The sequence below is a fragment of the Shigella flexneri 2a str. 301 genome (assembly GCF_000006925.2).
Taxonomy (GTDB): Bacteria; Pseudomonadota; Gammaproteobacteria; order Enterobacterales; family Enterobacteriaceae; genus ECMA0423.
Genome location: NC_004337.2, coordinates 4357831 through 4383273, shown reverse-complemented (window position 1 = coordinate 4383273; position 25443 = coordinate 4357831). Strand labels below are relative to the sequence as shown.

The 25443-nt window shown below is 50.0% G+C and carries 26 protein-coding genes and 5 other annotated features; of the genes, 18 read left to right on the top strand and 8 right to left on the bottom strand.

The features are described 5' to 3' along the window. Nucleotides 1–93: 93 nt before the first annotated feature. From fimE to fimH, 9 genes are all read left to right on the top strand, one after another. On the top strand, nt 94–690 hold the full coding sequence (fimE, locus tag SF4209; RefSeq protein ID NP_709922.1) for a tyrosine recombinase: 597 nt from the start codon (nt 94–96) through the stop codon (nt 688–690). Between the two features lie 480 nt (nt 691–1170). Then, on the top strand, nt 1171–1719 hold the full coding sequence (fimA, locus tag SF4208; RefSeq protein ID NP_709921.1) for a major type 1 subunit fimbrin: 549 nt from the start codon (nt 1171–1173) through the stop codon (nt 1717–1719). Beyond that, on the top strand, nt 1685–2323 hold the full coding sequence (gene fimI, locus SF4207; RefSeq protein NP_709920.2) for a fimbrial protein: 639 nt from the start codon (nt 1685–1687) through the stop codon (nt 2321–2323). The genes fimA and fimI overlap by 35 nt, the downstream gene beginning before the upstream one ends. A gap of 36 nt (nt 2324–2359) precedes the next feature. Next, nucleotides 2360–3085 (top strand): periplasmic chaperone, encoded by a 726-nt coding sequence (gene fimC / locus SF4206; protein NP_709919.2) that lies wholly within the window; start codon nt 2360–2362, stop codon nt 3083–3085. 66 nt (nt 3086–3151) lie between these two features. After that, nucleotides 3152–6564: a sequence feature ('Similar to Escherichia coli K12 outer membrane protein; export and assembly of type 1 fimbriae, interrupted gi: 1790772 (879 aa). BLAST with identity of 98% in 1137 aa. This CDS has been disrupted by insertion. The sequence has been checked and is believed to be correct.'), on the top strand. Then, nucleotides 3748–4515: a mobile genetic element, on the top strand. Its footprint overlaps the feature before it by 768 nt. After that, a complete protein-coding gene (gene insA / locus SF4204; protein ID NP_709918.1) occupies nt 3803–4078 on the top strand; it encodes an insertion element IS1 protein InsA in 276 nt (91 codons plus the stop codon). (Overlaps the previous feature by 276 nt.) Then, the gene (gene insB, locus SF4203) at nt 4105–4500 is read left to right on the top strand and encodes an insertion element IS1 protein InsB (RefSeq protein ID NP_709917.1); all 396 of its coding nucleotides are present in this window, start codon (nt 4105–4107) and stop codon (nt 4498–4500) included. 9 nt (nt 6565–6573) lie before the next feature. Next, the gene (gene fimF, locus SF4202) at nt 6574–7104 is read left to right on the top strand and encodes a minor fimbrial subunit (RefSeq protein ID NP_709916.2); all 531 of its coding nucleotides are present in this window, start codon (nt 6574–6576) and stop codon (nt 7102–7104) included. Nucleotides 7105–7116: 12 nt separating this feature from the next. Next, nucleotides 7117–7620 (top strand): minor fimbrial subunit, encoded by a 504-nt coding sequence (fimG, locus tag SF4201; protein NP_709915.2) that lies wholly within the window; start codon nt 7117–7119, stop codon nt 7618–7620. A 19-nt stretch (nt 7621–7639) separates the two neighbouring features. Further along, nucleotides 7640–8542 carry a minor fimbrial subunit, D-mannose specific adhesin gene (fimH, locus tag SF4200; RefSeq protein NP_709914.1) on the top strand — a complete coding sequence of 301 codons (903 nt, stop codon included), beginning with the start codon at nt 7640–7642 and terminating at the stop codon, nt 8540–8542. Nucleotides 8543–8792: 250 nt separating this feature from the next. On the opposite strand, the gene gntP is transcribed toward fimH, so the two are convergent. Then, entirely contained in the window at nt 8793–10136 is a 1344-nt protein-coding gene (gntP, locus tag SF4199) for a fructuronate transporter (protein ID NP_709913.1), read from the bottom strand. A 339-nt stretch (nt 10137–10475) separates the two neighbouring features. Between gntP and uxuA the strand changes: the two genes are divergently transcribed. From uxuA to uxuR, 3 genes are all read left to right on the top strand, one after another. Continuing rightward, nucleotides 10476–11660 (top strand): mannonate dehydratase, encoded by a 1185-nt coding sequence (uxuA, locus tag SF4198; RefSeq protein NP_709912.2) that lies wholly within the window; start codon nt 10476–10478, stop codon nt 11658–11660. Nucleotides 11661–11740: 80 nt separating this feature from the next. Further along, nucleotides 11741–13201 (top strand): D-mannonate oxidoreductase, encoded by a 1461-nt coding sequence (gene uxuB, locus SF4197; protein ID NP_709911.1) that lies wholly within the window; start codon nt 11741–11743, stop codon nt 13199–13201. Between the two features lie 214 nt (nt 13202–13415). Continuing rightward, on the top strand, nt 13416–14189 hold the full coding sequence (gene uxuR, locus SF4196) for a DNA-binding transcriptional repressor UxuR (protein NP_709910.1): 774 nt from the start codon (nt 13416–13418) through the stop codon (nt 14187–14189). Between the two features lie 140 nt (nt 14190–14329). On the opposite strand, the gene yjiC is transcribed toward uxuR, so the two are convergent. Beyond that, nucleotides 14330–15160 carry a hypothetical protein gene (gene yjiC, locus SF4195; RefSeq protein ID NP_709909.1) on the bottom strand — a complete coding sequence of 277 codons (831 nt, stop codon included), beginning with the start codon at nt 15158–15160 and terminating at the stop codon, nt 14330–14332. Nucleotides 15161–15571: 411 nt separating this feature from the next. Beyond that, nucleotides 15572–16339, top strand: a mobile genetic element. On the opposite strand from yjiC, the gene insA (SF4194) reads away from it, so the two are divergent. From insA (SF4194) to iraD, 3 genes are all read left to right on the top strand, one after another. Then, nucleotides 15627–15902, top strand: coding sequence for an insertion element IS1 protein InsA (gene insA, locus SF4194; RefSeq protein ID NP_709908.1), 276 nt, complete (start codon nt 15627–15629; stop codon nt 15900–15902). (Overlaps the previous feature by 276 nt.) Further along, nucleotides 15929–16324 carry an insertion element IS1 protein InsB gene (gene insB, locus SF4193; protein ID NP_709907.1) on the top strand — a complete coding sequence of 132 codons (396 nt, stop codon included), beginning with the start codon at nt 15929–15931 and terminating at the stop codon, nt 16322–16324. (Lies within the feature at nt 15572–16339.) A gap of 261 nt (nt 16340–16600) precedes the next feature. Next, nucleotides 16601–17002 carry a DNA replication/recombination/repair protein gene (gene iraD / locus SF4192; protein ID NP_709906.2) on the top strand — a complete coding sequence of 134 codons (402 nt, stop codon included), beginning with the start codon at nt 16601–16603 and terminating at the stop codon, nt 17000–17002. Here the strand turns inward: iraD and yjiE are convergent. From yjiE to yjiH, 4 genes are all read right to left on the bottom strand, one after another. Next, complete coding sequence (gene yjiE / locus SF4191; protein ID NP_709905.1) at nt 16995–17906, bottom strand: cell density-dependent motility repressor; 912 nt, start codon at nt 17904–17906, stop codon at nt 16995–16997. The two genes, iraD and yjiE, sit on opposite strands and share 8 nt — an antisense overlap. Nucleotides 17907–17970: 64 nt before the next feature. Beyond that, complete coding sequence (gene iadA / locus SF4190) at nt 17971–19143, bottom strand: isoaspartyl dipeptidase (RefSeq protein NP_709904.1); 1173 nt, start codon at nt 19141–19143, stop codon at nt 17971–17973. Nucleotides 19144–19155: 12 nt separating this feature from the next. Continuing rightward, on the bottom strand, nt 19156–19617 hold the full coding sequence (gene yjiG, locus SF4189) for a hypothetical protein (protein NP_709903.1): 462 nt from the start codon (nt 19615–19617) through the stop codon (nt 19156–19158). Beyond that, on the bottom strand, nt 19614–20309 hold the full coding sequence (gene yjiH / locus SF4188) for a hypothetical protein (protein NP_709902.2): 696 nt from the start codon (nt 20307–20309) through the stop codon (nt 19614–19616). The genes yjiG and yjiH overlap by 4 nt, the downstream gene beginning before the upstream one ends. Before the next feature lie 135 nt (nt 20310–20444). On the opposite strand from yjiH, the gene yjiI reads away from it, so the two are divergent. Next, entirely contained in the window at nt 20445–21131 is a 687-nt protein-coding gene (gene yjiI / locus SF4187; protein NP_709901.4) for a hypothetical protein, read from the top strand. Between the two features lie 188 nt (nt 21132–21319). Next, nucleotides 21320–22636 (bottom strand) — a mobile genetic element. On the opposite strand, the gene SF4186 is transcribed toward yjiI, so the two are convergent. Together SF4186 and SF4185 are read right to left on the bottom strand one after the other, a co-directional pair. After that, a complete protein-coding gene (locus SF4186; protein NP_709900.1) occupies nt 21331–22236 on the bottom strand; it encodes an IS2 transposase TnpB in 906 nt (301 codons plus the stop codon). (Overlaps the previous feature by 906 nt.) Next, entirely contained in the window at nt 22194–22604 is a 411-nt protein-coding gene (locus SF4185; RefSeq protein ID NP_709899.3) for an IS2 repressor TnpA, read from the bottom strand. It lies within the feature at nt 21320–22636. Before SF4185 ends, SF4186 begins: the two co-directional genes overlap by 43 nt. Beyond that, nucleotides 22637–25371 (bottom strand) — a mobile genetic element. On the opposite strand from SF4185, the gene SF4184 reads away from it, so the two are divergent. Continuing rightward, nucleotides 22719–23393 carry an insertion sequence element ISSfl4 transposase gene (locus SF4184; protein NP_709898.1) on the top strand — a complete coding sequence of 225 codons (675 nt, stop codon included), beginning with the start codon at nt 22719–22721 and terminating at the stop codon, nt 23391–23393. It overlaps the preceding feature by 675 nt. Continuing rightward, nucleotides 23738–25339: an insertion sequence element ISSfl4 transposase gene (locus tag SF4182; RefSeq protein ID NP_709896.1), complete on the top strand. Its 1602-nt coding sequence runs from the start codon at nt 23738–23740 to the stop codon at nt 25337–25339. Its footprint lies within the feature at nt 22637–25371. Nucleotides 25372–25443: the final 72 nt, after the last annotated feature.

Sequence of the window (25443 nt, the reverse complement as noted above, 5' to 3'; positions counted from 1 at the left end):
TGGTTATCTTTTTATCTATTGGGCTAATTTTGACCGATTGAGGTTTCCTATAGGTATTCATTCAAATATATCTCAGTTAGGAGTACTACTATTGTGAGTAAACGTCGTTATCTTACCGGTAAAGAAGTTCAGGCCATGATGCAGGCGGTTTGTTACGGGGCAACGGGAGCCAGAGATTATTGTCTTATTCTGTTGGCATATCGGCATGGGATGCGTATTAGTGAACTGCTTGATCTGCATTATCAGGACCTTGACCTTAATGAAGGTCGAATAAATATTCGCCGACTGAAGAACGGATTTTCTACCGTTCACCCGTTACGTTTTGATGAGCGTGAAGCCGTGGAACGCTGGACCCAGGAACGTGCTAACTGGAAAGGCGCTGACCGGACCGACGCTATATTTATTTCTCGCCGCGGGAGTCGGCTTTCTCGCCAGCAGGCCTATCGCATTATTCGCGATGCCGGTATTGAAGCTGGAACCGTAACGCAGACTCATCCTCATATGTTAAGGCATGCTTGCGGTTATGAACTGGCGGAGCGTGGTGCAGATACCCGTTTAATTCAGGATTATCTCGGGCATCGAAATATTCGCCATACTGTGCGTTATACCGCCAGTAATGCTGCTCGTTTTGCCGGATTATGGGAAAGAAATAATCTCATAAACGAAAAATTAAAAAGAGAAGAGGTTTGATTTAACTTATTGATAATAAAGTTAAAAAACAAATAAACACAAGACAATTGGGGCCAAACTGTCCATATCATAAATAAGTTACGTATTTTTTCTCAAGCATAAAAATATTAAAAAACGACAAAAAGCATCTAACTATTTGATATGTAAATTATTTCTCTTGTAAATTAATTTCACATCACCTCCGCTATATGTAAAGCTAACGTTTCTGTGGCTCGACGCATCTTCCTCATTCTTCTCTCCAAAAACCACCTCATGCAATATAAAAATCTATAAATAAAGATAATAATAGAATATTAAGCCAACAAATAAACTGAAAAAGTTTGTGCGCGATGCTTTCCTCTATGAGTCAAAATGGCCCCAAATGTTTCATCTTTTGGGGGAAAACTGTGCAGTGTTGGCAGTCAAACTCGTTGACAAAACAAAGTGTACAGAACGACTGCCCATGTCGATTTAGAAATAGTTTTTTTAAAGGAAAGCAGCATGAAAATTAAAACTCTGGCAATCGTTGTTCTGTCGGCTCTGTCCCTCAGTTCCGCAGCGGCTCTGGCCGATACTACGACGGTAAATGGTGGGACCATTCACTTTAAAGGGGAAGTTGTTAACGCCGCTTGCGCAGTTGATGCAGGCTCTGTTGATCAAACCGTTCAGTTGGGACAGGTTCGTACCGCTAGCCTGAAGCAGGCTGGAGCAACCAGCTCTGCCGTTGGTTTTAACATTCAGCTGAATGATTGCGATACCACTGTTGCCACAAAAGCCGCTGTTGCCTTCTTAGGTACGGCAATTGATGCTACGCGTACTGATGTACTGGCTCTGCAGAGTTCTGCTGCAGGTAGTGCAACAAACGTTGGCGTGCAGATCCTAGACAGAACAGGCAATGCTCTGACGCTGGACGGTGCGACATTTAGTGCACAAACAACCCTGAATAACGGTACCAACACCATTCCGTTCCAGGCGCGTTATTATGCAATCGGCGAGGCAACCCCGGGTGCAGCTAATGCGGATGCAACCTTCAAGGTTCAGTATCAATAACCTACCCAGGTTCAAGGACGTCATTACGGGCAGGGATGCCCACCCTTGTGCGATAAAAATAACGATGAAAAGGAAGAGATTATTTCTGTTAGCGTCGTTGCTGCCAATGTTTGCTCTGGCCGGAAATAAATGGAATACCACGCTGCCCGGCGGAAATATGCAATTTCAGGGCGTCATTATTGCGGAAACTTGCCGGATTGAAGCCGGTGATAAACAAATGACGGTCAATATGGGGCAAATCAGCAGTAACCGGTTTCATGCGGCAGGGGAAGATAGCGCACCGGTGCCTTTTGTTATTCATTTACGGGAATGTAGCACGGTGGTGAGTGAACGTGTGGGTGTGGCGTTTCACGGTGTCGCGGATGGTAAAAATCCGGATGTGCTCTCCGTGGGAGAGGGGCCAGGGATAGCCTCCAATATTGGTGTAGCGTTGTTTGATGATGAAGGAAACCTCGTACCGATTAATCGTCCTCCAGCAAACTGGAAACGGCTTTACTCAGGCTCTACTTCGCTACATTTCATCGCCAAATATCGTGCTACCGGGCGTCGGGTTACTGGCGGCATCGCCAATGCCCAGGCCTGGTTCTCTTTAACCTATCAGTAATTGTTCAGTAGATAATGTGATAACAGGAACAGGACAGTGAGTAATAAAAACGTCAATGTAAGGAAATCGCAGGAAATAACATTCTGCTTGCTGGCAGGTATCCTGATGTTCATGGCAATGATGGTTGCCGGACGCGCTGAAGCAGGAGTGGCCTTAGGTGCGACTCGCGTAATTTATCCGGCAGGGCAAAAACAAGTGCAACTTGCCGTGACAAATAATGATGAAAATAGTACCTATTTAATTCAATCATGGGTGGAAAATGCCGATGGTGTAAAGGATGGTCGTTTTATCGTGACGCCTCCTCTGTTTGCGATGAAGGGAAAAAAAGAGAATACCTTACGTATTCTTGATGCAACAAATAACCAATTGCCACAGGACCGGGAAAGTTTATTCTGGATGAACGTTAAAGCGATTCCGTCAATGGATAAATCAAAATTGACTGAGAATATGCTACAGCTCGCAATTATCAGCCGCATTAAACTGTACTATCGCCCGGCTAAATTAGCGTTGCCACCCGATCAGGCCGCAGAAAAATTAAGATTTCGTCGTAGCGCGAATTCTCTGACGCTGATTAACCCGACACCCTATTACCTGACGGTAACAGAGTTGAATGCCGGAACCCGGGTTCTTGAAAATGCATTGGTGCCTCCAATGGGCGAAAGCACGGTTAAATTGCCTTCTGATGCAGGAAGCAATATTACTTACCGAACAATAAATGATTATGGCGCACTTACCCCCAAAATGACGGGCGTAATGGAATAACGCAGGGGGAATTTTTCGCCTGAATAAAAAGAATTGACTGCCGGGTGATTTTAAACCGGAGGAATAATGTCATATCTGAATTTAAGACTTTACCAGCGAAACACACAATGCTTGCATATTCGTAAGCATCGTTTGGCTGGTTTTTTTGTCCGACTCGTTGTCGCCTGTGCTTTTGCCGCACAGGCACCTTTGTCATCTGCCGACCTCTATTTTAATCTGCGCTTTTTAGCGGATGATCCCCAGGCTGTGGCCGATTTATCGCGTTTTGAAAATGGGCAAGAATTACCGCCAGGGACGTATCGCGTCGATATCTATTTGAATAATGGTTATATGGCAACGCGTGATGTCACATTTAATACGGGCGACAGTGAACAAGGGATTGTTCCCTGCCTGACACGCGCGCAACTCGCCAGTATGGGGCTGAATACGGCTTCTGTCGCCGGTATGAATCTGCTGGCGGATGATGCCTGTGTGCCATTAACCACAATGGTCCAGGACGCTACTGCGCATCTGGATGTTGGTCAGCAGCGACTGAACCTGACGATCCCTCAGGCATTTATGAGTAATCGCGCGCGTGGTTATATTCCTCCTGAGTTATGGGATCCCGGTATTAATGCCGGATTGCTCAATTATAATTTCAGCGGAAATAGTGTACAGAATCGGGTAATGCTGCCAACTTACTGATTTAGTGTATGATGGTGATTTTAAGGTGCTTGCGTGGCTTCCATTTCCATCAGATGTCCTTCCTGCTCCGCTACTGAAGGCGTGGTGCGTAACGGCAAAAGCACTGCCGGACATCAGCGCTATCTCTGCTCTCATTGCCGTAAAACATGGCAACTACAGTTCACTTACACCGCCTCTCAGCCCGGTACGCACCAGAAAATCATTGATATGGCCATGAATGGCGTCGGATGTCGCGCCAGTGCACGCATTATGGGCGTTGGCCTCAACACGGTTTTACGTCACTTAAAAAACTCAGGCCGCAGTCGGTAACCTCGCGCATACAACCGGGCAGTGATGTGATTGTCTGCGCTGAAATGGACGAACATTGGGGCTACGTCGGTGCTAAATCACGTCAGCGCTGGCTGTTTTACGCGTATGACAGGATACGGAGGACGGTTGTGGCGCACGTCTTCGGTGAACGCACTCTGGCCACACTGGAGCGTCTTCTGAGCCTGCTGTCGGCCTTTGAGGTCGTGGTATGGATGACGGATGGCTGTCCGCTGTATGAATCACGCCTGAAGGGAAAGCTGCACGTTATCAGCAAGCGTTACACTCAGCGCATTGAGCGACATAATCTGAATCTGAGACAACATCTGGCAAGGCTGGTACGGAAGTCACTGTCGTTCTCAAAATCGGTGGAGCTGCATGACAAGGTCATCGGGCATTATCTGAACATAAAACACTATCAGTAAGTTGGAGTCATTACCCAGAATCGGATTGGGGGTAACAGCCATTATGCATATTTAAACCTACAGAGTGGGTTAAATATTGGTGCGTGGCGTTTACGCGACAATACCACCTGGAGTTATAACAGTAGCGACAGTTCATCAGGTAGCAAAAATAAATGGCAGCATATCATTACCTGGATTGAGCGAGACATAATTCCTTTACGTTCCCGGCTGACGTTGGGTGATGGTTATACCCAGGGCGATATTTTCGATGGTATTAACTTTCGCGGCGCACAATTGGCCTCAGATGACAATATGTTACCCGATAGCCAAAGAGGATTTGCCCCGGTGATCCACGGTATTGCTCGTGGTACTGCACAGGTCACTATTAAACAAAATGGATATGGCATTTATAATAGTACGGTGCCACCGGGGCCTTTTACCATCAACGATATCTATGCCGCAGGTAATAGTGGTGACTTGCAGGTAACGATCAAAGAGGCTGACGGCAGCACGCAGATTTTTACCGTACCCTATTCGTCAGTCCCGCTTTTGCAACGTGAAGGGCATACTCGTTATTCCATTACGGCAGGAGAATACCGTAGTGGAAATGCGCAGCAGGAAAAACCCCGCTTTTTCCAGAGTACATTACTCCACGGCCTTCCGGCTGGCTGGACAATATATGGTGGAACGCAACTGGCGGATCGTTATCGTGCTTTTAATTTCGGTATCGGGAAAAACATGGAGGCACTGGGCGCTCTGTCTGTGGATATGACGCAGGCTAATTCCACACTTCCCGATGACAGTCAGCATGACGGACAATCGGTGCGTTTTCTCTATAACAAATCGCTCAATGAATCAGGCACGAATATTCAGTTAGTGGGTTACCGTTATTCGACCAGCGGATATTTTAATTTCGCTGATACAACATACAGTCGAATGAATGGCTACAACATCGAAACACAGGATGGAGTTATTCAGGTTAAGCCGAAATTCACCGACTATTACAACCTCGCTTATAACAAACGCGGGAAATTACAGCTCACCGTTACTCAGCAACTCGGGCGCACATCAACACTGTATTTGAGTGGTAGCCATCAAACTTATTGGGGAACGAGTAATGTCGATGAGCAATTCCAGGCTGGATTAAATACTGCGTTCGAAGATATCAACTGGACGCTCAGCTATAGCCTGACGAAAAACGCCTGGCAAAAAGGACGGGATCAGATGTTAGCGCTTAACGTCAATATTCCTTTCAGCCACTGGCTGCGTTCTGACAGTAAATCTCAGTGGCGACATGCCAGTGCCAGCTACAGCATGTCACACGATCTCAACGGTCGGATGACCAATCTGGCTGGTGTATACGGTACGTTGCTGGAAGACAACAACCTCAGTTATAGCGTGCAAACCGGCTATGCCGGGGGAGGCGATGGTAATAGCGGAAGTACAGGCTACGCCACGCTGAATTATCGCGGTGGTTACGGCAATGCCAATATCGGTTACAGCCATAGCGATGATATTAAGCAGCTCTATTACGGAGTCAGCGGTGGGGTATTGGCTCATGCCAATGGCGTAACGCTGGGGCAGCCGTTAAACGATACGGTGGTGCTTGTTAAAGCGCCTGGCGCAAAAGATGCAAAAGTCGAAAACCAGACGGGGGTGCGTACCGACTGGCGTGGTTATGCCGTGCTGCCTTATGCCACTGAATATCGGGAAAATAGAGTGGCGCTGGATACCAATACCTTGGCTGATAACGTCGATTTAGATAACGCGGTCGCTAACGTTGTTCCCACTCGTGGGGCGATCGTGCGAGCAGAGTTTAAAGCGCGCGTTGGGATAAAACTGCTCATGACGCTAACTCACAATAATAAGCCGCTGCCGTTTGGGGCGATGGTGACATCAGAGAGTAGCCAGAGTAGCGGCATTGTTGCGGATAATGGTCAGGTTTACCTCAGCGGAATGCCTTTAGCGGGAAAAGTTCAGGTGAAATGGGGAGAAGAGGAAAATGCTCACTGTGTCGCCAATTATCAACTGCCACCAGAGAGTCAGCAGCAGTTATTAACCCAGCTATCAGCTGAATGTCGTTAAGGGGGCGTGATGAGAAACAAACCTTTTTATCTTCTGTGCGCTTTTTTGTGGCTGGCGGTAAGTCGCGTTTTGGCTGCGGATAGCACGATTACTATCCGCGGCTATGTCAGAGATAACGGCTGTAGTGTGGCCGCTGAATCAACCAATTTTACTGTTGATCTGATGGAAAACGCGGCGAAGCAATTTAACAACATTGGCGCGACGACTCCTGTCGTTCCATTTCGTATTTTGCTGTCACCCTGTGGTAATGCCGTTTCTGCCGTAAAAGTTGGGTTTACCGGCGTTGCAGATAGCCACAATGCCAACCTGCTTGCACTTGAAAATACGGTGTCAGCGGCTGCGGGACTGGGAATACAGCTTCTGAATGAGCAGCAAAATCAAATACCCCTTAATGCTCCATCGTCTGCGATTTCGTGGACGACCCTGACGCCGGGTAAACCAAATACGCTGAATTTTTACGCCCGGCTAATGGCGACACAGGTGCCTGTCACTGCGGGGCATATCAATGCTACGGCTACCTTCACTCTTGAATATCAGTAACTGGAGATGCTCATGAAATGGTGCAAACGTGGGTATGTATTGGCGGCAATGTTGGCGCTCGCAAGTGCGACGATACAGGCAGCCGATGTCACCATCACGGTGAACGGTAAGGTCGTCGCCAAACCGTGTACGGTTTCCACCACCAATGCCACGGTAGATCTCGGCGATCTTTATTCTTTCAGTCTTATGTCTGCCGGGGCGGCATCGGCCTGGCATGATGTTGCGCTTGAGTTGACTAATTGTCCGGTGGGAACGTCGAGGGTCACTGCCAGCTTCAGCGGGGCAGCCGACAGCACCGGATATTATAAAAACCAGGGGACCGCGCAAAACATCCAGTTAGAGCTACAGGATGACAGTGGCAACACATTGAATACTGGCGCAACCAAAACAGTTCAGGTGGATGATTCCTCACAATCAGCGCACTTCCCGTTACAGGTCAGAGCATTGACGGTAAATGGCGGAGCCACTCAGGGAACCATTCAGGCAGTAATTAGCATCACCTATACCTACAGCTGAACCCGAAGAGATAATTGTAATGAAACGAGCTATTACCCTGTTTGCTGTACTGCTGATGGGCTGGTCGGTAAATGCCTGGTCATTCGCCTGTAAAACCGCCAATGGTACCGCTATCCCTATTGGCGGTGGCAGCGCTAATGTTTATGTAAACCTTGCGCCTGTCGTGAATGTGGGGCAAAACCTGGTCGTAGATCTTTCGACGCAAATCTTTTGCCATAACGATTATCCGGAAACCATTACAGACTATGTCACACTGCAACGAGGCTCGGCTTACGGCGGCGTGTTATCTAATTTTTCCGGGACCGTAAAATATAGTGGCAGTAGCTATCCATTTCCGACCACCAGCGAAACGCCGCGGGTTGTTTATAATTCGAGAACGGATAAGCCGTGGCCGGTGGCGCTTTATTTGACGCCTGTGAGCAGTGCGGGCGGGGTGGCTATTAAAGCTGGTTCATTAATTGCCGTGCTTATTTTGCGACAGACCAACAACTATAACAGCGATGATTTTCAGTTTGTGTGGAATATTTACGCCAATAATGATGTGGTGGTGCCCACTGGCGGTTGTGATGTTTCTGCTCGTGATGTCACCGTTACTCTGCCGGACTACCCTGGTTCAGTGCCAATTCCTCTTACCGTTTATTGTGCGAAAAGCCAAAACCTGGGGTATTACCTCTCCGGCACAACCGCAGATGCGGGCAACTCGATTTTCACCAATACCGCGTCGTTTTCACCAGCGCAGGGCGTCGGCGTACAGTTGACGCGCAACGGTACGATTATTCCAGCGAATAACACGGTATCGTTAGGAGCAGTAGGAACTTCGGCGGTAAGTCTGGGATTAACGGCAAATTACGCACGTACCGGAGGGCAGGTGACTGCAGGGAATGTGCAATCGATTATTGGCGTGACTTTTGTTTATCAATAAAAAAATTACAGCGCATTGCTAATGCTGGTACCTGAGGCGCTACGCTATCAGACCTACAAAACCTGCACGTTAGCCCTTTGTAGGCCAGATAAGACGCGTCAGCGTCGCATCTGGCATAAACAAAGCGCACTTTACTGGTCTGTTCCCCTCACCCTAACCCTCTCCCCGGAGGGGCGAGGGGACTGTCCGGGCACATTTTTAGACTTTAGTCATCAGTCTGAGCCTGCCATTGGCAGGCTCTGGTGTTCTTTTACGCTACCATGCTAATAATCAGCACAATAATCAGCCCAACCACGGAGTTGACCAGCTCCAGCAGACCCCAGGTTTTCAACGTGTCTTTTACTGACAGGTCAAAGTAACCTTTGAACAACCAGAAAGATGCATCATTAATGTGGGTGAGGGTGTTGGAACCCGCAGCCGTCGCCAGTACCAGCAGCGCCGGATTCACGCCAACCAGCTGACCGGTTGCTGGATCAAGGATTGCAGCACTGATAATCCCGGCGGCGGTCATCGCCGAAACGACACCCTGACCCGTCGCCAGACGAATTAGCACAGTGATCAGCCATGCCATAATGTAGGGCGAGATATTGCCGTGGGACATCAACATGCCGATGGTGTCGCCAATGCCGGTGTCGATGATGGTCTGCTTCAGCACGCCACCCGCACCGATGATCAGAATCACCATTGCAATACTCTTCACCGCGCTTTCAAAAGCGTTCATCACCCACTGCATGTCATGACCACGCGCGGTGCCAAAGAGTACGAATGCAACCACCATCGCAATAAACATCGCAATCGGCGAGGAACCAATAAAGTTAACCACTTCCCAGGCAGGGGTATCTTTTACCAGCCAGATATTGGCGATGGTGGTAGAGATCATAATGATCGCCGGGATCAGCGGCACCAGAATCGAAACGCCGAAAGAGGGCAGATTATTCATATCTACCGGTTGATCTGCTTTCAGGAATGATGGCGTTGGGCGCTCAAGATTGCCGAGGAACTTCGGCAGGATCAGACCTGCGCAGATTACACTTGGGATCGTCACCAGTACGCCATAGATATAAACCATCCCCATATCCGCGCCATAAGCATTCACCAGCGCCACCGGACCCGGCTGCGGTGGGAACAGTGAATGTGCGGTAGTGGCAGCTGCTACTGCCGGGATCGCCAGTTTCAGGAACGGAATTTTAGCTTCGGCGGCAATAACAATAACCAGCGGCGCTAACATGATAAAGGCCACTTCATAGAACATCGCCAGACCGAAAATAAGGCCGATGATAATCACCGACAGCTGTACATAGCGCAGACCGAGACGCGCCAGCAGCGTATGTGCTATCTGGTGAGCCGCGCCGGAGTCGACCATCAATTTACCGATGACCGCACCGAACACCACGATGATAGCCAGTTCTCCCAGCGTGTTGCCGAAGCCCGCTTTCATGGTGTGCAGCAGCGACATCAAATCCATGCCTGCCAGCATCCCGACGGACAGCGCCGCCACCAACAAAGCCACCATTGAATTGATTTTGAACTTCAAATTCAGTATCAGCATCAGGCCAATGCCGAATACCACCCAGAGAATGTTAAGCACATGCATAACGTTTTACCTTACTTGGTTGAACCGTTGTTATTTTGGGCGACATGTTATGTAAATTGGTCAACCATTGTTGCGATGAATGTCACATCCTCTGATCAATAACCATCGATTACCCTTTGCTGCAATTTGCAGCAACAACCATGAGAGTGAAATTCTTGCGACGCGGTTAACCAATTTCAGAATTCTGGTTGACATGTCTTACCAAAAGGTAGAACTTATACGCCATCTCATCCGATGCAACGCCACGGCTGCGGTCTGGTTGTTCATCCGGATACCTAAACAACTCCAAGGTTCCGCGTCTCTTTGCTGTGGAACCCACTATGTGAAAGAGGAAAAATCATGGAACAGACCTGGCGCTGGTACGGCCCAAACGATCCGGTTTCTTTAGCTGATGTCCGTCAGGCGGGCGCAACTGGCGTGGTTACCGCGCTGCACCATATCCCGAACGGCGAAGTATGGTCCGTAGAAGAGATCCTCAAACGCAAGGCGATCGTTGAAGACGCAGGCCTGGTGTGGTCTGTCGTAGAAAGCGTACCAATTCACGAAGATATCAAAACCCACACTGGCAACTATGAGCAGTGGATCGCTAACTATCAGCAGACTCTGCGCAACCTGGCGCAGTGTGGCATTCGCACCGTGTGCTACAACTTCATGCCGGTGCTCGACTGGACCCGTACTGACCTCGAATACGTGCTGCCAGACGGCTCCAAAGCTCTGCGCTTCGACCAGATCGAATTCGCTGCATTCGAAATGCATATCCTGAAACGTCCAGGCGCGGAAGCGGATTACACCGAAGAAGAAATTGCTCAGGCAGCTGAACGCTTCGCCACTATGAGCGACGAAGACAAAGCGCGTCTGACGCGTAACATCATTGCCGGTCTGCCGGGCGCGGAAGAAGGGTATACCCTCGACCAGTTCCGTAAGCACCTGGAGCTGTACAAAGATATCGACAAAGCCAAACTGCGCGAAAACTTTGCCGTCTTCCTGAAAGCGATTATTCCAGTTGCTGAAGAAGTTGGCGTGCGTATGGCGGTTCACCCGGACGATCCGCCGCGCCCGATCCTCGGCTTGCCGCGCATTGTTTCCACCATTGAAGATATGCAGTGGATGGTTGATACCGTAAACAGCATGGCGAACGGTTTCACCATGTGCACCGGTTCCTACGGCGTGCGTGCTGACAACGATCTGGTTGATATGATCAAGCAGTTCGGTCCGCGTATTTACTTCACCCATCTGCGCTCCACCATGCGTGAAGATAACCCGAAAACCTTCCACGAAGCGGCGCACCTGAACGGTGACGTTGATATGTACGAAGTGGTGAAAGCGATTGTTGAAGAAGAACACCGTCGTAAAGCGGAAGGCAAAGAAGACCTGATCCCGATGCGTCCGGACCACGGTCATCAGATGCTGGACGACCTGAAGAAGAAAACCAACCCTGGTTACTCCGCAATTGGTCGTCTGAAAGGCCTGGCCGAAGTTCGCGGTGTCGAACTGGCGATCCAGCGCGCTTTCTTTAGCCGTTAATACCCACCGGCATGGCTGCGCGCCGTGCCGGTTCCTTCTTCCTTGCCGTCACTCTCTGAAGACGGATTCTGGAGTTTACGATGACTACTATTGTTGACAGCAATCTGCCGGTTGCCCGCCCGTCATGGGATCATTCTCGTCTGGAATCACGCATTGTGCATCTCGGTTGCGGGGCGTTTCACCGCGCGCACCAGGCGCTGTATACCCATCATCTGCTGGAAAGCACCGACAGCGACTGGGGCATCTGCGAAGTTAACCTGATGCCAGGCAACGACCGCATGCTGATCGAAAACCTGAAAAAACAGCAACTGCTGTACACCGTAGCGGAAAAAGGCGCAGAAAGCACCGAGCTGAAAATTATCGGTTCGATGAAAGAAGCGCTGCATCCGGAAATCGACGGCTGCGAAGGTATTCTCAACGCGATGGCGCGTCCGCAAACGGCGATTGTCTCTCTAACGGTCACGGAAAAAGGCTACTGCGCTGATGCGGCAAGCGGTCAACTGGATCTCAATAACCCGCTGATCAAGCACGATCTGGAAAACCCGACTGCGCCGAAGTCCGCGATTGGTTACATCGTCGAAGCCTTGCGTCTGCGTCGTGAAAAAGGGCTGAAAGCATTTACGGTGATGTCCTGCGATAACGTGCGTGAAAACGGCCATGTGGCGAAGGTCGCGGTACTGGGGCTGGCTCAGGCGCGTGACCCGCAGCTAGCGGCATGGATTGAAGAGAACGTCACCTTCCCGTGCACCATGGTTGACCGCATCGTTCCGGCGGCGACGCCAGAAACCTTACAGGAAATTGCTGACCAGCTGGGTGTTTACGACCCGTGCGCCATTGCCTGCGAACCGTTCCGTCAGTGGGTGATTGAAGATAACTTCGTTAATGGTCGCCCGGACTGGGATAAAGTGGGCACACAGTTCGTTGCAGACGTTGTGCCGTTCGAAATGATGAAGCTGCGTATGCTGAACGGCAGCCACTCTTTCCTGGCGTACCTCGGTTACCTCGGCGGCTATGAAACCATTGCCGACACCATGACTAACCCGGATTATCGCAAAGCGGCCTTTGCCCTGATGATGCAGGAACAAGCGCCAACGCTGTCGATGCCGGAAGGTACGGACCTGAACGCCTATGCGACGCTGCTGATCGAGCGTTTCAGCAACCCGTCTCTGCGTCACCGTACCTGGCAGATTGCGATGGACGGCAGCCAGAAGTTACCGCAGCGTCTACTGGACCCGGTGCGTCTGCACCTGCAAAACGGCGGCAGCTGGCGTCACCTGGCGCTGGGCGTGGCTGGCTGGATGGGTTACACCCAGGGCGTGGATGAGCAGGGTAATGCCATTGACGTGGTCGACCCGATGCTGGCCGAGTTCCAGAAGATTAACGCGCAGTATCAGGGCGCAGACCGCGTGAAAGCGCTGCTGGGCCTGAGCGGTATTTTTGCCGATGATCTGCCGCAGAATGCCGACTTTGTTGGCGCGGTGACGTCGGCATATCAGCAGCTGTGCGAACGCGGTGCGCGCGAGTGTGTGGCTGCGCTGTAACTAACTGATTACCCTACAGACTTACTGGTCAATCAAACTGATATTTGGTTGACCAGTTTTCGTTTTTTTGCCCACCTGTACGTGCCAACTTCCAGTGCTAATGGTATAGTTTGAGATTAACGGGGGCCGTAAAATTGCCCGTTGTAGGCCGGATAAGGCGTTCACGCCGCATCCGGCAAAAATTTGATTAACCGCACCTAACGGACACAACACCATGAAATCTGTCACCTCTGCGCAAAGACCTTACCAGGAAGTCGGGGCGATGATCCACGATCTGATCATAAAGACGCCGTACAATCCTGGCGAACGGCTGCCGCCGGAGCGTGAAATTGCAGAAATGCTTGATGTCACGCGGACGGTGGTACGTGAAGCGCTGATCATGCTGGAGATCAAAGGGCTGGTGGAAGTGCGCCGGGGTGCCGGTATCTATGTGCTTGATAGCTCAGGCAGCCACAACACAGACAGTCCGGATGCCAACGTCTGCAATGATGCGGGTCCTTTTGAGCTGTTACAGGCGCGTCAGTTACTGGAAAGTAACATCGCCGAGTTTGCCGCACTGCAGGCTACCCGCGAAGATATCGTCAAAATGCGTCAGGCATTGCAACTGGAAGAGCGTGAACTGGCTTCCAGCGCGCCGGGTAGCAGCGAAAGCGGTGACATGCAGTTCCATCTCGCCATTGCTGAAGCAACGCATAACAGCATGCTGGTGGAGTTATTCCGTCAGTCCTGGCAGTGGCGGGAAAACAATCCAATGTGGATCCAGTTGCACAGCCATCTGGATGACAGCCTGTATCGCAAAGAGTGGTTGGGCGATCACAAACAGATCCTCGCCGCGTTAATCAAAAAAGATGCCCGAGCGGCGAAGCTGGCAATGTGGCAGCATCTGGAAAACGTTAAGCAACGTCTGCTGGAATTCTCGAACGTTGACGATATTTATTTTGACGGCTATCTCTTTGATTCATGGCCGCTGGATAAAGTCGACGCCTGACTTATTATAATAAGCGCAAGGGTAAACGTTCCTTGCGCTTTCTTAAATTAAGAAGTCGCAATGAGTATTACTTTGTAAATTGCAGGGTTTTGTTTAAATATCTGTATAACCTGAATATTAGTACTCATTCTTCTCAGTGGCTATTTACCAATATAATTCCATTCACCATTTTTTAATTCAAACAGTTCTGGAAGAGATGACGGTTGCAGAGTCATGCGTTTGAGTGGCGCATCTTCATCACCGGGGATAACGTTATATCCCATTTTTGAATGGATCTCCGCGGTACCAGGATAGGCTTCTATACCAATGATTGGGTCATTTCCCATCTCAATATTAGCATTAAGTAATGCGGCAAGGGCGAATCCGGAAGAATTTGCTACCCCTGAGACAGTTATTATCTGATCAATATAGATATCAATTCTTGGCTGCTCATTGGTCCATCTTTTTGCCTGAGAAGCTGGAAGGGTTGAAATATATCCTATCGTGGTTCCGGCATAACCAGGAACATTGCAACCAGGGCCTAATGTTATTTCATGAACTGTATAGTCCTCAACAGGATCGAAAGGGCTCTTCATAAATAAATTTAGCCGTAAACCTTCTGCTAACTCTGTAGCAGCATGCGCCTTTTTACATATACCACCATATATTTCGTCTAAAGCTGAGGTGATTTTCAAGTTTCGATAGAGCATACGTCCTGTTGTTGTAATACCATTGAATTCTCTGCATGTATCTGTCACATAATTAAATGGCCAGGACTGTTTGCCAATATTAAGTTTTCTAATTTCGACAACGCTTTTTCCATCGTAATTATGGTTATTGCCACGAGCAAGAGGCAGAAGATAGATATTTTCCGTATCCAGGCGTGCATATTCATATCGACGTGTTAACTCACTGTCGACTTTTGGATGATGAAGGAAGTGATTATTTGTATTGAATTGGTTATTAGCGGCATTGCTTAATGGCATAGACATAATAGTTACCTTTTATGAGTATTTAACTGATGTTTAGAAAAATAGATAAATTTTTCTGTAGTAAAAAGAGAAGTAAACAAATGACATGCATGTTTCTGTTGTAGTGATATCAACTCTACACAGTGATATTAAAGGGTAGGAAACACTCTAAAGTATCAAAAAACGCTCATTTAAAATTATTTGCATGCAATTTAAAAGCATATCTTATTACTAATTGGAATTTGATATTGCTATATTGAGGTCTATATTAATAATGCCTGTGAATGGTATTTTTGATGTATTTGATATGTTATCAATTTATATTATTTACAAACTAATTGTTTCAAATAATACATAGCTGATTATGCGGAAATAAATAATTTCCCACCGGAATTAAGTAGCAGCGGTGACAAGTATTTTCATCTACGTAACGGTAATGCTGCCAACTTACTGATTTAGTGTATGATGGTGATTTTAAGGTGCTTGCGTGGCTTCCATTTCCATCAGATGTCCTTCCTGCTCCGCTACTGAAGGCGTGGTGCGTAACGGCAAAAGCACTGCCGGACATCAGCGCTATCTCTGCTCTCATTGCCGTAAAACATGGCAACTACAGTTCACTTACACCGCCTCTCAGCCCGGTACGCACCAGAAAATCATTGATATGGCCATGAATGGCGTCGGATGTCGCGCCAGCGCACGCATTATGGGCGTTGGCCTCAACACGGTTTTACGTCACTTAAAAAACTCAGGCCGCAGTCGGTAACCTCGCGCATACAACCGGGCAGTGATGTGATTGTCTGCGCTGAAATGGACGAACATTGGGGCTACGTCGGTGCTAAATCACGTCAGCGCTGGCTGTTTTACGCGTATGACAGGATACGGAGGACGGTTGTGGCGCACGTCTTCGGTGAACGCACTCTGGCCACACTGGAGCGTCTTCTGAGCCTGCTGTCGGCCTTTGAGGTCGTGGTATGGATGACGGATGGCTGGCCGCTGTATGAATCACGCCTGAAGGGAAAGCTGCACGTTATCAGCAAGCGTTACACTCAGCGCATTGAGCGACATAATCTGAATCTGAGACAACATCTGGCAAGGCTGGTACGGAAGTCACTGTCGTTCTCAAAATCGGTGGAGCTGCATGACAAGGTCATCGGGCATTATCTGAACATAAAACACTATCAGTAAGTTGGAGTCATTACCCTACGTAACTATTCGGAATATTCAGAATATACTAGCGTTTTTTTTTTGAGTTTGATGATTTTTATCAAATCATGACTTTTTTCCTGAAAAGTCAGTAGATATTCATAGGCAAGTAAGGTTTTATACTTTGCTGACAGGATTCAGGCCTGTCTCAGACTGACATGGATGTAATGAACAAAAGGGAATGGCTATGGAAAATGAGCATCAATACAGTGGTGCCCGGTGTTCAGGGCAAGCCGCATATGTTGCTAAACGTCAGGAGTGCGCAAAATGATGCGCCAATCACTTCAGGCTGTTTTACCTGAAATTTCAGGCAATAAAACGTCATTGCTGCGTAAATCGGTATGCAGCGATCTCCTCACTCTTTTTAATTCTCCTCATTCGGCATTACCGTCATTACTTGTTTCAGGCATGCCCGAGTGGCAAGTGCATAACCCGAGCGACAAACATCTCCAGAGCTGGTATTGCCGTCAGCTGCGTTCTGCACTGTTATTTCATGAGCCACGGATTGCGGCGTTGCAGGTTAATTTGAAAGAAGCGTACTGCCACACTCTGGCGATCAGCCTTGAGATAATGCTGTACCACGACGATGAACCGCTAACGTTTGATCTGGTCTGGGATAATGGCGGTTGGCGCAGTGCGACGCTTGAGAATGTCAGCTAAGCACAATCTCCAGCTCGCGCAGTTCACGCCAGAAGCGTTCGGCAACTGGATTCATGCGGGTATTCATCCGGTATGCGTAGGCCTGAATCGGGATCACCTGTTCGTCCCGATTCAGCACAACGAGCTGCCCGCTGCGAATTTCTTGTTGGATGGCATACTCCGGCAGCCAGGCAATCCCACAGCCGTCGAGGGCAACCTGCTTTAAAAGCTCGCTCATCGAAGAGACAAAAAAGGTGCTGAAACTTAACTCACTGTGGCGCGTCAGGGTGCGATTAATCAATCGCACCATGTAGGAGTTGCGGCTGTAATTCAGTAACGGAAAGTGTGGCTGCGCGAGGTTAAAAAGTGCTTCTCCGTGTTCGTCACTGGCGCAGACAGGGAACAATTGAGATTCAAATAAGCGAATGTGGTCAAACGGCGCTTCCAGCAAATCTTCGTCGTGAAAGGAAAAAATACAGTCACTTTGCCCTTCACGCAGTTTATCGACCGCTTCATCGACATCAATGGCTTCAATTGCCCAGGTAAAGAGCGGCGGCATCTGGCTGATAATGGACGGTAACAGACCGAGGGAAAGAGAGTGTGCAGCGGCTATCTTGATTTTACGTTGCGCGTAATCGCTGCCGCCACGCAGCTCTGCAAGGTTGCTTTCTAACTGTTGCAACAGATGGCGGATCTGCGAATGGAAGATTTTCCCTTGTTCTGAGAGTTGCAGTGGCGTCACCTGGCGGTTAAACAATTCAACGCCAATCGCCTGTTCCAGTGCACGGATGCGGCGGCTGAATGCCGGTTGCGAGACGTTGCGACTGACTGCCGCCTGGGAAAAATTGCGGCATTTTTCCAGAGTCAGAAAATCATAAAGCCATTTGGTTTCAATATTATGCAAAACCGCACCACAGTCATCCATTACGTTTTACTCTGTCAGCCGCCCTTGGGGGCATTCTACGTCCATTAGGGCGGCTGACAACCGTTTAAGCCGTTTCAAACGTTCCTTTCACGCAGGCTTTGCCGTCTTTGACCATCAGTTTGCCGCGAGCGTATACCTGCTCAATGCGCAATTCTGGCGTCATGACCAGTAAGTCTGCGTCATTGCCTGGCAGAATTTCGCCTTTCCCGCTCATGTTAAGGAAACCGGCTACGCTACTGGTGAGCGGGCGCAGGGCATCGCTGATACTGAAATCATAGTCTTTGACCAGCACCTGCACGGTTTCCAGCAACGTTTCAAAACCTGCAACACCGATATGGGTTAAATTCCCTTCGTCATCGAAGAACGGCTGGCTACCGTTGCCGTCGGAGCTGAGGGTGACGCGTGCCAGCGGAATACCCGCCTGAACGGCGCGGGCAATACCTTCGGCAGGGGCGACCGGTTCGTCAATGCTGCTGGTGATATCGATGGTGCCGCCTTTGCGCGCGAACTCCAGCGCCTGCTCAAACAACGGTACGTTGCGGTTAACGTGGGTCGGCAGCAGCTTGCTGATCGGCACATCGCAGTTTTCCAGCAGGTCATAAATAGGCTTTAACGCCTTTTTACTGTCGCCCATGTGGAACACGGTGACGCCAGGTTTACCGCCGAGCAAACCGCCAACGCGGGATTCTGCCGCCATATTAGCCAGGTGATAAACGTCCGGTGCGGCAGAACGGTGATCAGAGATGGCGCATTTCACGCCAATCACACGATCGATAATCGCCACGTCTTTTTCCACGGAACCCGTAATAGTGCGGGAAGGGACATGATAAGCGCCGGTCAGCATCCAGGCGCTGATGCCTTCTTCATTGAGCGCACGGGTCTTGGCGAGCAGGGATTCCGGGTGGCGAGAGATAGAGTCGGTGCCCAGCAGACCAACCACTGACGTGACGCCCGCTTCCGTCAGGCGACTTAGCGCCACTTCCGGCGTGCGCGTCGTGGGACCTGCTTCGCCGCCACCGCCAATCAAATGGACGTGTTGATCAATAAAACCTGGGCAGAGGATCTGCCCGCTGAGATCGACAACCGTGCAGTTCGGTACAATGTCAGAAGGGATATTGCTGGCAACGGCGATAATTTTGCCGTTAGCGACGAGGACATCGCAAATTCCCCGATCTTCCGGCGCATACAAATGCGCTCCCTGCAGCAGGGTAAAACCGGCTGCGGTATAATCAATCATGGTAACTCCTTGTTAAACAATAAGCTGCATAACCCAGATCGACAGCAATGCGTTAATCACGCAGACCGTAATGATATGCGGGTAATATTTGGCATTCACTTCGGCTGTCCCCAGGCAGCGACCGACATTTTGCACCGGGTTGCCCATTAAATACATTGCGGGCAGTAAAACGGTGACATCGTGGCCGGTTAATGCGTCAGCGGTTGCCAGACTGGCGGCAACACCGACTGCGCCGCCCATACTCATTAATGCGGCTAAAAGGACGGTTGCCGCTTCACCGGGTAATCCCCACAGCGCCATTACGGGTTCACAGATATGCCCCACCCAGTCGAGCAGGCCGGTAATTTTCAGCGCCTGAATGATGACAAACGCCATCACCACGTTTGGCAGCAGGTTGGTCGTGGCGATAGTAAAGCCACGGCGCGCGCCATCGATAAACATATCCATGACGTTTTTGCGGACCTGAGTTGTCATGCTTGCGCTCCTTGCGTTGGGTTGCGACGTTCTTCGAAGTTAAGCCAGACGCGCAAAATGTTGGCTCCGACAAATTTAAACACCAGGATGACGGCTAAAGGTACGATTACGGACGTGCCCAGAAAGGCAAACACCGCGACGCCGGAAGAGAAGTAGTTGGTGATGATGGCGCTACCGCTGGTTTGATATGCGGCGAAAATCACTTTATCGCGTTCGGTAATTTCACCTTCCTGCGCCAGCTCTTTGGTCATACCGGCGGCGGCATCCGTGTTTTGCAGGTTAGCGATCAGTGCCAGCGAGCAGATCCCTGGAATGCCCAACAACGGTTTTAGCACAGGTGTCATTAACTGCTGCGCGGCGCGTAATCCGCCAAGACCATCGGTAATTGAAATAATCCCCAGAGAGAGAATGACTGACGGTGCCAGCTCCAGCGCAAAGAGAAAGCCATCTTTAGCCCCCGCGCCACCCACCCCGCGAAATGAGGTGGTGGCTCCATTCGCACCAGGCAGTTGCCCAAACGATCCGTTCAGAACGGAAAAATCAAAAACGCGCCACCAGCTGTCTGTTCCGGAAAAAACACCGGGAAAAAAGATTATGGTGAGAAAAAAAGCCAGATACCCTTTAATGCCCACTTTTTCTGTCGCCAGCTCCCCGGCTACAGCATCCCCTTGTTGTGTCATAACAATCCCCATTGTTTTTTTGTGTTTGTGTGTTGCTTGAGCCAGGAAAATTCCTGGAACTGAAAAACCTTATCAGCCATGTGGGTATGGGGAAAATGCAAGTATGTTTCTGGCTATGCGTTTTTTGCATAGGGGAAAAATTACGCTGTGTGGAAAAGGTTCTGCGCAGGATTGAGTTGCAGAAAATTCATAAACCCAGTGACAATGACATTAGTAAATAAAAACAGAAAATCCAGGGACGAAAACGCGATGGCAAAGTACAACGAAAAAGAGCTGGCGGATACGAGCAAGTTTTTAAGTTTTGTCCTCCGACACAAACCGGAGGCGATTGGTATCGTACTGGACCGTGAAGGATGGGCGGATATCAATAAGCTCATACTTTGTGCCCAAAAAGCGGGCAAGCGATTAACCCGTGCATTGCTGGATACCGTGGTCGCAACCAGCGATAAAAAGCGTTTTAGTTATTCCAGTGATGGTAGGTGCATCCGCGCGGTTCAGGGGCATTCGACTTCGCAGGTCGCTATTTCCTTTGCCGAAAAAACACCGCCACAGTTTCTCTACCACGGTACGGCAAGCCGTTTCCTTGACGAGATAAAAAAACAGGGGCTGATTGCAGGGGATCGTCATTACGTGCATCTCTCTGCTGATGAAGCAACGGCACGCAAAGTGGGAGCAAGACACGGATCGCCGGTTGTCTTAACCGTCAAAGCACAGGAAATGGCGAAACGAGGCATCCCTTTCTGGCAAGCGGAAAACGGGGTCTGGCTGACATCAACGGTTGCTGTTGAGTTTCTTGAGTGGTCGTTTATGCCGACTGGGGTACAAAAACAATAAATTCAATATATTGCAGGGGTTATATAGGCCTGGTAAGCGCAGCACATCCGGCAATGTAGCGTTTGTTATCAGTCTGAAGGGATACCCTCGTAAAAAGGGTATCCTTTAATAACAACTGCTGAAATTAAAGTGATTTACGGCAGGCGGTCAGTTGGGGACTGGAATCAGCGTCGCTTCCGGTCATACCGTGGATTTGCCCCTATATTTCCAGACATCTGTTATCACTTAACCCATTACAAGCCCGCTGCCGCAGATATTCCCGTGGCGAGCGATAACCCAGCGCACTATGCGGATGCCATTCGTTATAATGCTCGAACGCCTCTGCAAGGTTCTTTGCTGCCGTTAACCCGTCTGGTTTGGGCATGATACTGATGTAGTCACGCTTTATCGTTTTCACGAAGCTCTCTGCTATTCCGTTACTCTCCGGACTCCGCACCGCCGTGTTCTTCGGTTCAAGTCCCAACATCCGGGCGAACTGGCGTGTTTCATTAGCCCGGTAGCATGAACCATTATCCGTCAGCCACTCCACTGGAGACGACGGAAGATCGTTGCCGAAGCGGCGTTCCACCGCTCCCAGCATGACGTCCTGTACTGTTTCACTGTTGAAGCCGCCGGTAGTCACCGCCCAGTGCAGTACCTCACGATCACAGCAGTCCAGCGCGAACGTGACACGCAGTCTCTCTCCGTTATCACAGCAGAACTCGAACCCGTCAGAGCACCATCGCTGATTGCTTTCTTTCACGGCCACTCTGCCTGTATGTGCCCGTTTCGATGGCGGTACAGCAGGTTTTCGCTCAAGCAACAGCGCATTCTGGCGCATGAGCCGGTAAACACGTTTGGCATTGATCGCAGGCATACCATCAAGTTCTGCCTGTCTGCGAAGCAGCGCCCATACCCGACGATAACCATACGTGGGCAGCTCTCCGATAACATGGTGTATACGGAGAAGCACATCCGTATCATCAGTGTGACGACTGCGGGGGCCATCCATCCAGTCATCGGTTCGTCTGAGAATGACGTGCAACTGCGCACGCGACACCCGGAGACAACGGCTGACTAAGCTTACTCCCCATCCCCGGGCAATAAGGGCGCGTGCGCTATCCACTTTTTTGCCCGTCCATATTCAACGGCTTCTTTGAGGAGTTCATTTTCCATCGTTTTCTTGCCGAGCAGGCGCTGGAGTTCTTTAATCTGCTTCATGGCGGCAGCAAGTTCAGAGGCAGGAACAACCTGTTCTCCGGCGGCCACAGCAGTAAGACTTCCTTCCTGGTATTGCTTACGCCAGAGAAATAACTGGCTGGCTGCTACACCATGTTGCCGGGCAACGAGGGAGACCGTCATCCCCGGTTCAAAGCTCTGCTGAACAATTGCGATCTTTTCCTGTGTGGTACGCCGTCTGCGTTTCTCCGGCCCTAAGACATCAATCATCTGTTCTCCAATGACTAGTCTAAAAACTAGTATTAAGACTATCACTTAAATAAGTGATACTGGTTGTCTGGAGATTCGTAAGCGCCCCATCAGCGACGTCTTGTGAAAATTGTCCTGTCTGGCAACAATCGCGCCCATCTATATTGATGGACACGAACGATGAATTCCCAGACAACAAAAGATATTCCCTGCTTCCGTTCTTATTTGCCTGATGCCCTGCGTTTAAGATTTGAAGATAAACTGACCATCCGGGCCATCGCTCAGCGTCTGGGTCTCAGTCATTCCACAATACATACGCTTTTTCAGCGATTTCTTGCATCCGGTATCGCATGGCCATTGCCCGATTCAGTTTCATTCGCTCAACTTGACGCCATCCTTTATGCCAACAGAAAGAAGGAATTAACAGAGCCTCAAATCAGAGAAGGCTCATGGCGAAAAGAACGGCGAACCAGCTATAGCCGTGAATTTAAGGTCCGTCTGGCTAAGCAGGCGTTACAGCCTGGGGCTGTTGTTGCCCGGATCGCCAGAGAACACGATATCAATAATAACCTGCTGTTTAAATGGAAAAGCCAGTACGAGGACGGCTTACTGAGCGATGATGACATACAGGAATGCATGCCTGTCCCGGTGGCACTGACTGATACGCCGGAGCCGACCAGACCAGTTACAAATCCCTTCTGGCGTAACAAGCATGATGAGCGCCCTGAGGGGGCTCCCGGAAACGTCCCACGGTGCGAGCTGCATCTTAAATCAGGTGTGGTAAAACTGTTTGACCCTCTCACTCCGGAACTGTTACGGGCGCTAATCCGCGAAATGAAAGGGGGTATCCGATGATAACGCTGCCGACCGGTACCGAAAATCTGGATCATCGCTGGCATCACAGATATGCGTTGTGGCTTCAATGGCCTGGCTTCGAAGGTGCAGAACACGCTGAAAGATGACCCGTTCTCCGGGCATATCTTCGTCTTCCGGGGCCGCAGTGGCAAAATGGTGAAAATACTGTGGGCCGATCGTGACGGGTTATGCCTGTTCGCCAAACGTCTGGCCGGTGACCCGGGAAGGGAAAGTACACCTGACGCCAGCTCAGTTATCCATGCTACTGGAGGGGATCGCGTGGCAACATCCCAAACGGACAGAACGGCCTGGCATCCGGATATAACCCGTGATAAAACAAGGGAATGAACAATGAACTCCCCGATGATATTGAGCTGCTTAAAGCCATGTTGCGTAAGCAACAGAGTCGGCTTCGACAGTATGCCTGTCAGGTCGCGGGCTATGAGCAGGAAATTGAACGGCTGAAAGCGCAACTCGACAGGTTGCGTCGTATGTTGTTCGGCCAGAGTTCAGAGAAAAAGCGTCATAAGCTTGAAAATCAGATCCGACAGGCAGAAAAACGACTGTCGGAACTGGAAAACCGGCTGAACACAGCCAGAAATCTTCTGGAAGATGCATCGTCAGTCACAGATTCACCTGACACCAGTCCCCCGTCAGAAAACCCGATCGCCAGTAAGCCTGAATCCCCGGGACGAAAATCTTCACGAAAACCGCTGCCGGCAGAACTTCCCCGGGAGACACATCGCCTTCTGCCTGCTGAAACCAGTTGCCCGGCCTGTGGAGGTGTTCTGAAAGAAATGGGGGAAACAATCTCAGAGCAACTGGATATCATTAATACCGCCTTTAAAGTTATCGAAACCATACGTCCCAAACTGGCCTGTAGCCGGTGTGATGTCATCGTTCAGGCACCACTTCCTCCTAAACCGATCGAACGCGGTTATGCCAGTGCAGGGTTACTTGCACGGATCCTGGTCAGCAAATATATGGAACATATCCCTTTATATCGCCAGTCAGAAATATACGCGCGACAGGGCGTGGAGCTGAGCCGTAATACCATGGTGCGCTGGGTATCAGAAATGGCAGACAAACTCCGTCCTCTGTATATAGCGCTGAATGACTATGTTCTGGAGGCAGGAAAGGTGCACGCAGATGACACTCCGGTGAAAGTACTGGCCCCGGGGAACGGAAAGACGAAAACGGGTCGTCTGTGGGTATACGTCAGGGATGATCGTAATGCGGGTTCATCCCTGCCGGCAGCCGTCTGGTTCGCGTATTCGGCAGATCGCAAAGGAGAACATCCGCAGCTCCACCTGGCAAAGTATCAGGGCGTACTGCAGGCTGATGCCTATGCAGGTTATAACGTACTGTACGAAACGGGCCGGGTGAAGGAAGCCGGGTGCCTGGCCCACGCCCGCCGAAAAATCCATGACGAGGATGTGCGCCGTCCGACAGAAATGACTCAGGAAGCGCTCAGACGGATAGCAGAGTTATACGACATAGAAGCGGAGATACGTGGCAGTCCGGCAGAGGAACGGCTTGCAGTCAGAAAAGCCAGAAGCGTCCAGTTGATGCAGTCGTTGTACGACTGGATACAGTTGCAGAGGAAAACGCTGTCGAAACATGCGGAGATGGCGAAGGCGTTCGACTATATCCTGAATCACTGGAATGCGCTGAACGAGTTCTGTCGTGACGGCTGGGTGGAAATAGACAACAACATCGGTGAAAACGCGTTACGATCGGTGGCGGTTGGAAGAAAAAATTATCTCTTTTTCGGCTCAGACAAGGGAGGAGAAAGTGCGGCGATCATCTACAGTCTGCTGGTCACCTGCAAACAGAACGAAGTGGAGCCGGAGGACTGGTTGCGCGAAGTGATCGAGAAGCTCAATGACTGGCCGTCGAACCAAGTGCATGAACTGCTGCCCTGGAACTTCTCGTCTGTAAAATAATCCTTACGCTACGTACTTCTCGGGGCGCTTACGGTTTTTCTGCTCATTATTAGCTCCTTCTGATGCCATTCTATTTCAGGAAGGAGTGTCCGTTAAACTCAGGC

Bases quoted from the DNA above. Each gene is read 5' to 3' on its own strand.
- fimG (NP_709915.2), top strand. From the start codon at position 7,117: ATGAAATGGTGCAAACGTGGGTATGTATTGGCGGCAATGTTGGCGCTC.
- fimA (NP_709921.1), top strand. From the start codon at position 1,171: ATGAAAATTAAAACTCTGGCAATCGTTGTTCTGTCGGCTCTGTCCCTC.
- yjiG (NP_709903.1), bottom strand. From the start codon at position 19,617: ATGACAACTCAGGTCCGCAAAAACGTCATGGATATGTTTATCGATGGC.
- SF4182 (NP_709896.1), top strand. From the start codon at position 23,738: ATGAACAATGAACTCCCCGATGATATTGAGCTGCTTAAAGCCATGTTG.
- yjiE (NP_709905.1), bottom strand. From the start codon at position 17,906: ATGGATGACTGTGGTGCGGTTTTGCATAATATTGAAACCAAATGGCTT.
- uxuA (NP_709912.2), top strand. From the start codon at position 10,476: ATGGAACAGACCTGGCGCTGGTACGGCCCAAACGATCCGGTTTCTTTA.
- iadA (NP_709904.1), bottom strand. From the start codon at position 19,143: ATGATTGATTATACCGCAGCCGGTTTTACCCTGCTGCAGGGAGCGCAT.
- gntP (NP_709913.1), bottom strand. From the start codon at position 10,136: ATGCATGTGCTTAACATTCTCTGGGTGGTATTCGGCATTGGCCTGATG.
- uxuR (NP_709910.1), top strand. From the start codon at position 13,416: ATGAAATCTGTCACCTCTGCGCAAAGACCTTACCAGGAAGTCGGGGCG.
- uxuB (NP_709911.1), top strand. From the start codon at position 11,741: ATGACTACTATTGTTGACAGCAATCTGCCGGTTGCCCGCCCGTCATGG.
- SF4184 (NP_709898.1), top strand. From the start codon at position 22,719: ATGAATTCCCAGACAACAAAAGATATTCCCTGCTTCCGTTCTTATTTG.
- fimI (NP_709920.2), top strand. From the start codon at position 1,685: ATGCGGATGCAACCTTCAAGGTTCAGTATCAATAACCTACCCAGGTTC.
- fimF (NP_709916.2), top strand. From the start codon at position 6,574: ATGAGAAACAAACCTTTTTATCTTCTGTGCGCTTTTTTGTGGCTGGCG.
- yjiC (NP_709909.1), bottom strand. From the start codon at position 15,160: ATGTCTATGCCATTAAGCAATGCCGCTAATAACCAATTCAATACAAAT.
- yjiH (NP_709902.2), bottom strand. From the start codon at position 20,309: ATGGGGATTGTTATGACACAACAAGGGGATGCTGTAGCCGGGGAGCTG.
- fimH (NP_709914.1), top strand. From the start codon at position 7,640: ATGAAACGAGCTATTACCCTGTTTGCTGTACTGCTGATGGGCTGGTCG.